The sequence below is a fragment of the Nitrospirota bacterium genome, assembly GCA_016212215.1.
Classification (GTDB): Bacteria; Nitrospirota; 9FT-COMBO-42-15; order HDB-SIOI813; family HDB-SIOI813; genus JACRGV01.
Genome location: JACRGV010000057.1, coordinates 1 through 8,151 on the forward strand (window position 1 = coordinate 1; position 8,151 = coordinate 8,151).

The following is an 8,151-nucleotide window of genomic DNA, read 5'->3' on the forward strand; positions in this document are numbered from 1 at the left end:
GAACTTGCCCTTATCACTATCCCCTACTTCACTACACTCTTCAAAATAATTTGACATGACGGCTCTCCTTTCATTGTTGGATACCATCATGCCATCTTCCCCTCAACTTGTGAAGATGGGGTTATTTAACCGCTTACATATCAAATATCAGGTTAGCGCCTGCTATAAGCCCTCTTTCAACAGTCCACCGCTTAGAAAGGGAGTTTTTTAAATCTTCTATTGTAAGGTCTTTATAATGAGACAATTCTTCTACAACAGTGTCAAGCTCTTTGAGTCTTGCGATAATATGTTCAGGTTTAAATACCAATGCCCAGATTTTCCTTTAAACGGATTAGCTGCTTATTTCTTACCGGGCCGAAGTCCTGATATTGTTTTATTATCTTCATCTCAAACAGATTTTCAGTATCTTCATTTTGACTGAAAAGCATTTTCCCAGTGCTAATCACCTCAAAAGAAATGAGAACAGGAGCAGCCTTTAGATTTACAATATCAACCCTCGAAGTACCAAGCTTTTTATGAATCTCTCTCCGGATATCATCAAAGTCTCCTTCATATAAGAGGGCAATATCAACATCATTCCCTTGAGTATGTAACAGTGAGCCGAAAAGATAGGCAAGCATGACCCCTTTTTCATTAAAAAGGGAAGGCAGCATATCTATCCTTTCCATGATGTCAGGTGGAAGCGGTTTAGTCTTGTGCCAGCGTTCTTTTATTCCCATAAAATATTTCTCAAGTATTAAAAATATGGATTTGTTATTTCAGGGTCAGGATAGCAATATGAGAGTTATGTGTCAACCGATGAAGCTGTTTTTAAAATTAATGTACACTATCTTTTGTATATTTCTTTATAAGCTCGGCAAATCGTTTATCTCTTCTATTACAATTTTTCTGAATATCCGTTCATTTCTCAACATCACAACTTTGTACTATACTTTAAGTTGACCTCTACTCAAAACTTATATTAACCCAGACCTCATTATTCTGAAAATCCTTATCAGACGAGAAGTCGAAGTTATCCACTTTCTGGTATGTGTAATTTAGAGATAGTTCTATTCCTTGCTTGAGCTTTATATCCGCTCCTGCCGAGTAGTCATTGGCTTCCCGCCAAATGACGGGGATACCATCAAAACGGCCGGCTCTATTACGCTCATAGCTAAGAAAACCTTTCATATCTGCTGTTAAATATTTCTCCCATTTTATTATAAAGTCATTTGCGTCGGTTCCCATGCCGTGCCCCATAATCCTTCCCTTGTAAGTATAACCATCTGTGTAGACGTGATGAGTGTACCAAATTCTTGGTTCCTTTTTTGCTCTAAGATTGCTGTCTGCATATTCAACACGTAATGTATTCCCGGACAGCCCTGCAATGTCAGGCAAATAAAGACCGGCAAGGTATGCATACTTTGACGGCAATGAACCGGCCTCGTCTTCGCCATACAATTCTGCATAAATATTAAAAGGCTGCTGCCGGATATGCCCCCTGAAATTTGTATCAAACCCGCCAATCTGATTTCCTGCTTCTTTCGGTGTATTCTCCCCAATGCCTGTAATAGAATTTGTAATTGTCTTTAATGTAACCGGCCTTTTTCCCCCGCCAAACATAGCAGTCCTGGCCATCCCGATTTCCCATGATGGGATTGGCTTAAACCCGATACGAAGCCCCCAGAAAACAGGTCCCGGCAACTCACGATCATGTTCAAGTCTGGACACAAAGAAATCATAAGAAAATCTCATAAGCCCCCTCACCCTAACACTCTCCCCTAAGGGGAGAGGGACGGATGCGGGGGAGAGTGATAGGGGGAGGGGGAGAGTAAACTCAAAAGGCGCTTCTTTATAGAATCGAATCATTGTGAGAGGCTCAATATTATCCGTTAGTACTAGTGATCCATTATAGCCCTGCCCCCACCACAAAGGCACATTACCGAACATAATATCCGAATAATGCGTATGATATTTAAAATAGCCTTCCCTAAGCCTGAGACGGTATAACTCATCTGTGCCCGGTGTATCACGCTCAGTATATTGAAATTCAGGGTCCAAATATAATAGTGTTGAATCACCTAAACGTGCCTGCAGTGAAATATCTCCATAGAAATTCAATCCGTTTTCATAATCCCTGCCATTGTTATTCTTTATGCTCTGTAATCTATTAAGCCCGCCGTTAGAAAATTTCCCGTCAAGAATTACTGACTGTAGTTTTATTTGATTTAATTCAACCAACGGGGGTCTTGCACCCTGTAAGAATTCAATCTCTTCTTTTAACTCTTGTTCAATACGGTTTAATAGAATTGTAACAACCTGCGGGTACGCCCCCTCACCCTGACCCTCTCCCCTAAGGGGAGAGGGAAAAAAGTTAATCCTTACTATTGCCTTCGCTACCACCATCCGTGAATAAGGGCGTGCCCCGGAAAAGATTTCATCCAGATAACCCATACTTTGAAGTGTCTGAATATCCTCTTCAAGACTACTGTGAAGGGGGATGTGAGAGGACATGGCTGCGTGGGATGTTGAGAGATTATAGAAACTAAGTGTAATAAAAAATAATACAATGAGGAAATATAAATATAAGGCCCCCTCACCCTGACCCTCTCCCGCCAGGGGAGAGGGGGCAAGGTTATTTTCCCTCCCCTTCAAGGGGAGGGTTAGGGTGGGGATGGGTTTAACTCCGGCAGGATTTATCATTAATCTCATTACTTTAAAAAATTACTCAGATTTTTTGTAACATCCAATAACTGTTTTGACCTGGCCGCAAGTATCGGCCGCCTGTTATCAACCATCTCATATTTCTGACCGAGTCTCACCTCAGCGGAACCGGCATTATAAATTTCAGTAGATAAAATCACTACGGCATCTTTGTCAATCACTGCAAAGTTGTCCCACCCGCTTGAGACAACATAATGATTTTCCTCTGCACCAAGCAATGAACGGCCATGCGCATAAAGCGATGGATTCATCTTACTCCCCATCAAAGAAAGCATGGTCGGTACTATATCAAGATGGCTTGTAAGTTTTGTTATCTTTGCAGGTTTTTCCCCCGGTACATAAAGGATAAAAGGTACATGCACCTGATATCTGGAAAAGGAGCTTGTGTGGCCGAAGAAACCTGTCTCATAGAACTCCTCTCCATGGTCGCCGGTAATAGCAACTATCGTATTTTTCAATAACCCGCGTTTCTTCAAACCTGTGAGTATCTGATTGACTGCATAATCACTAAAATATACAGCATTCCTGTATCTGTTATAAACCGGCTTAACCGCCTCAAATGTGGCATTAGCCTTTTTGACCTTGAGATAATCTATCTCCTCAACCGCAGGCTGGTATCTGGCAAACTCCGGCGTATACCTGTAAGGTGCATGAGGCGAATCAAGGAACATAAATGAAAAGAACGGTTTTGATTTATCATGTCTTTCTATAAACTCCTCAAACCGCTTTCCTATCCAGAGGTCACGCTCAGCCGCAGTCTTTCCGGGGAGTTCATCATCAATAGCGCCTGCCGGAAGTTTAACAAATGCAGTCTTCCTGAATTCCGGGTATGTCAATTGAGTGCTGGATAGTATCTTGAAATCATATCCCATCCCCTGCAGTGTATCCATGAACACAGGCGGTTTTCTTTCAGCAAGTATCTGATGCCAATATGTCCCGTATATCCCGTAGAACATGGGGAAAATCCCAAATCGTGTCGCATTGCCGCCGCTGTAATGATTTTCAAATAATAGCGACTGCCTGCTGAATTCACTGATATGAGGGGTTATCTCTTCATTCATCATATCAAACCGCCATGAATCAAGGGCGATCCAAACAATATTTATTGGTTTCAAATTACTCTCAATCTTAAAATCAGGAGACGGATAATTAAGAAGGGACGACTTAACCTTATATTCGATAGGGCTTTTTTCCTTTTTCATACCAAGATATTTTTCCATTGCCTTATCAGCAAACAGGGGGAGATACATCGGATATAGCTTTTGATAACGTGTAATGTTATTCATGTCATAGAAATTTGCATAGGCAAAGATAAACTTGTCAGCAGATATAAGCATCAGGAAGAGTAACACAGAGACAAGGACAGGCTTACGAGGGCGGAGTTTTTCAAGAAAACTCCTGTTCAAACTATGTGAAAAATATCTGTATAACCCCAGAAGTATTCCGAACTCAACCAACAGGATAAATAAAATCAGCAGTGCAGACATGATTAGTGTCTTTTTCCCTACCTGCACTGAATCTCCTGCCCCTTCAGTAGTCAGTGTATTTATCACTATCCCATTTATGTGAAACCGGAAGATCTCATATATGTGAACATCAACCAGCAGGAAAACCTGAAACAAGAACATTACAATCGGCGGGAGTGAGAAAAGCTGTATCGAAGATTTTATGAATCTGGTAAACGGCCATAGAAAAAGGCCTAATACTGCAATAAAGATTGCAAAGTTGGACAGGAATGCAATACGTGTATATACCCATGCCTGAAAATCTATTGCAGAAGGGCCGTAGGAAAGGTACGGGTAAGAGATAATCAAAGAGATTATGTAATTGGCAACCAGGAAAGAGAAAAAGGTCTTTACCCTGATTTGTCTGCTTAAATGTCGGTCATCTTTAATCATCATTTTTGGGTTGGATTATAATATAGGAAATTAACTGTTAAATCAATTACAAATAGATTTTTATTCCCATTAACCTCTGAAATATGTATTATAATACCCGCCATGTTTAAGATACCTTTTTCCATACCGAGGCTGGGGCCGGGTTTCAGGAGTGTAGACATGGGGGTAATATTGTTTATCCTTGCCATGTTGTACCTGATTGTATATGTGGCATCAGGCTGGAGCGGGGATATCGGTTCAATTGTCATTGACCTGTCGCCGGTAAATCTCCCGTATTATTCGTTAAACTCTATTTTCAGGATATTGGCGGCTTATATACTCTCACTTGGATTCTCCATCTGGTATGGTTATACAGCAAACAAGAGCAGGTCAAATGAACAGATTATGATTCCCCTCCTTGATATACTTCAGTCCATACCTGTACTGTCATTTCTGCCTGGTGTTACGCTTGCCATGATAGCCCTCTTCCCTCACAGCAGGGTTGGCCTTGAGTTGTCGGCGATCATTCTTATATTCACCGGCCAGGTATGGAACATGGCATTCAGTTACTATAACTCCATAAATACACTGCCCAAAGACCTGACAGAGGTATCTGTTCTATACAGGCTGTCGAGACTCCAGAAGTTCATCAGGCTTGAACTGCCGTTCAGTGCAATAGGGCTTGTGTGGAACAGCATGATGTCTGTTGCCGGAGGTTGGTTCTTCCTGATGGCATGTGAGATGTTTGTTTTAAAGGATAGGGACTTCAGATTACCGGGCTTAGGTTCTTATATTCATACTGCGGCAGATGCAGGGGATATTCTGCATGTATTCTATGGACTTGGTGCAATGGTGATAATAATTATACTGCTCGATACTATTATATGGCGGCCGCTTGTGGCATGGACACAGAAGTTCAGGTTTGAAACCATAGCAGGAGAGGAAGAGAAGGAATCATTCATATTGGATGTCATAAGAAGGTCTGCCATTGTGGAGAAGATTAACATTTATGCATCTAAAATGGGAGAGCGGATAGACAGGCTTTTTATGGCAGAAAGAAAAGAACATTCATGGATTAAGTCTGCAATAAGATTGATTGTCCAGTTATTGGTAATCTCCCTGGTGATATTACTGATTGTCAGGGCTGTCGTCTTTCTGAGCGGTATTACTATGCCTGAGATTCTTACAATAATTAAGGGGGTCGTATATTCCCTGCTCAGGACATCAGCCTCTATTGCACTTGCAGCTATCTGGACAGTACCATTAGGGGTTTTGATAGGGATGAATGCCCGTGCCGCAAGATTCCTCCAGCCCTTAGTCCAGATAGCTGCATCCATACCGGCCACTGCACTTTTTCCTGCTATTATATTAGTATTGATACGTATTGGAGGCGGGCTTGATATAGGCGCAATATTCCTTATGCTGATGGGCACACAATGGTATATACTCTTTAATGTAATTGCAGGGGCATCGTCAATACCACACGAGTTACGGGAGGCATCAAGTATATATGGACTCAGGGGCATAAGAAAGTGGAAGGTATTGATTCTTCCCGGCATCTTCCCGTATCTTATTACAGGTTTTATTACAGCAACAGGCGGGGCATGGAATGCAACTATAGTCTCCGAATATGTTACCTTTGCAGGTAGAACGATAACGACACCTGGGCTTGGCTCAGCCATAAGCACTGCATCCGCGTCCGGTGATTTCAGGATGCTCCTCGCAAGCACAATTGCAATGGCATTAGTAGTGGTAAGTATAAACAGACTTCTATGGAAGAGGCTGTTTATACTTGCTCAGGAGAAGTATAGATTGGATTGAAGAAAAATAGGTGATAGGTAGTAAGGCTGAAGATAGAAGAAAATGAGCGGGACAAGAATGTCCCGCCTATCGTTAATTTTAATCTGGATAGGCGGGGTTTTCTTACCCCGCCGGAAGGGATTTTCGGATGAAATAGAATGAGCGTTATCTTAGAAACCAAAAAACTCTTTAAATCATACCCAATGGGTAGCGGCAAAAGCCTTAGCGTGCTTGAGGATATTAATATCAAGGTTGAGGAGGGAGAGATTGTGTCAATCCTCGGCCCAACCGGCGCAGGAAAGTCCTCCCTGCTTAGAATACTTGCCGGCCTTGCCAAACCATCTGAGGGCGATGTGCTTTATCATGGAGTACCGCTTGAAAAGACTAAGCCTAATGTAGCAATGGTATTTCAGAACTTTGCAATATTCCCATGGCTTACAGTCCTTGAGAATGTGGAAGTCGGGCTAAAGGCAAAAGGTGTCGCAAGAGATATTGCACGGGAAAAATCCGTAAAGGCGATTGACCTTGTTGGATTAGATGGATTTGAAGAGGCATATCCACGGGAACTATCAGGCGGCATGAAACAGAGGGTCGGGCTTGCAAGGGCGCTTGCTGTTGAACCTGAGATATTGTTTATGGATGAACCCTTCTCAGCACTGGATGTCCTCACAGCAGACAATCTTAGAAACGAGATTATAGACCTGTGGCTGAAAAAGAAGATGCCCATTAAATCCATAATTATTATCACCCATAATATTGAAGAGGCTGTTTTCCTTTCTGATAGGGCGATTGTTATGAGACACAACCCGGGAAAGATACGCGCAGACATTCAGATAATCCTGCCTCACGTCAGAGACAAGGATTCAAAAGAATTCAAGTACCTGCTTGATGAGATATATTCTATTCTTACGAGACCGGCAAGAGAGGTGCCATTCCTGCTGAGGAAAGAGAGATACCAGTTTATCCCCCATGCAAAGATCGGTGCAATCAGCGGGTTGGTAGAGCTTGTACATGATAAAGGCGGTAAAGTAGACATACCGGTACTTGCTTCAGATTTGAGTATGGAAGTGGATGACATATTTCCATTAACAGAGGCCGCCGTGTTTCTCGGATTCGCTGAGATAAAAGAGGGAGACATATTACTCAAAGAACAGGGAAAGATTTTCGCTGAGGCAGATGCACTCAAAAAGAAAGAGATATTCAGGGAGATGGCAATATCCAACATCCAGTTGCTGAAACAGATATTCCAGGTACTCTCCACATCTACAAAACACAGGATGTCCGAAGACTTCTTTATTGAAATACTTGAGAACTACTTCACAGAAGAAGAGGCATGGAACCAGCTTGAAACCGCCATAGACTGGGGCCGGTATGCAGAGCTGTTCGCGTATGATTTGGATAGCGGCGAGGTTTATCTGGAAGAGGCGTAAGCTACACTGATACCCCATTGGTGCGCCTGGCAGGACTTGAACCTGCAGCCTTTTGATTCGTAGTAAGCCTGTATATATAATTAATTCAAATAGTTACATAACCTGATTTTATGATTTGACGGTTTTTGTACGGAATTTGCCGGTTATCCACAGCCTACTTAACAAGTTTCAGTCTCTTTTTATCACCTGTAAAATCTAACTTCAGACCTCCTGACCTCGTGGAATTTGTTAAGATACCAGTTCGTAAACCAGTCGCAGATTTGTGCCCGGAAATACTGTTTCTGTTGAATTAAGTTCTTCACACAAATATCGTATGGACTCACTGCTCATGTGATTAGCCA

6 protein-coding genes are annotated in these 8,151 nt (G+C 42.2%); 2 read left to right on the forward strand and 4 right to left on the reverse strand.

Annotated elements, in window-relative coordinates; all coding sequences use genetic code 11:
• Positions 1-133: 133 nt before the first annotated feature.
• From HZA08_05280 to HZA08_05295, 4 genes are all read right to left on the reverse strand, one after another.
• On the reverse strand, positions 134-307 hold the full coding sequence (locus tag HZA08_05280; protein ID MBI5192836.1) for a hypothetical protein: 174 nt from the start codon (positions 305-307) through the stop codon (positions 134-136).
• A complete protein-coding gene (locus tag HZA08_05285; GenBank protein ID MBI5192837.1) occupies positions 297-719 on the reverse strand; it encodes a nucleotidyltransferase domain-containing protein in 423 nt (140 codons plus the stop codon). Before HZA08_05285 ends, HZA08_05280 begins: the two co-directional genes overlap by 11 nt.
• Positions 720-945: 226 nt before the next feature.
• A complete protein-coding gene (locus HZA08_05290; protein ID MBI5192838.1) occupies positions 946-2,682 on the reverse strand; it encodes a capsule assembly Wzi family protein in 1,737 nt (578 codons plus the stop codon).
• An 8-nt stretch (positions 2,683-2,690) separates the two neighbouring features.
• A complete protein-coding gene (locus HZA08_05295; GenBank protein MBI5192839.1) occupies positions 2,691-4,604 on the reverse strand; it encodes a sulfatase-like hydrolase/transferase in 1,914 nt (637 codons plus the stop codon).
• 99 nt (positions 4,605-4,703) lie between these two features.
• Between HZA08_05295 and HZA08_05300 the strand changes: the two genes are divergently transcribed.
• Positions 4,704-6,401 (forward strand): ABC transporter permease subunit, encoded by a 1,698-nt coding sequence (locus tag HZA08_05300; GenBank protein MBI5192840.1) that lies wholly within the window; start codon positions 4,704-4,706, stop codon positions 6,399-6,401.
• A 137-nt stretch (positions 6,402-6,538) separates the two neighbouring features.
• Entirely contained in the window at positions 6,539-7,810 is a 1,272-nt protein-coding gene (locus tag HZA08_05305; protein MBI5192841.1) for a nitrate/sulfonate/bicarbonate ABC transporter ATP-binding protein, read from the forward strand.
• Positions 7,811-8,151: the final 341 nt, after the last annotated feature.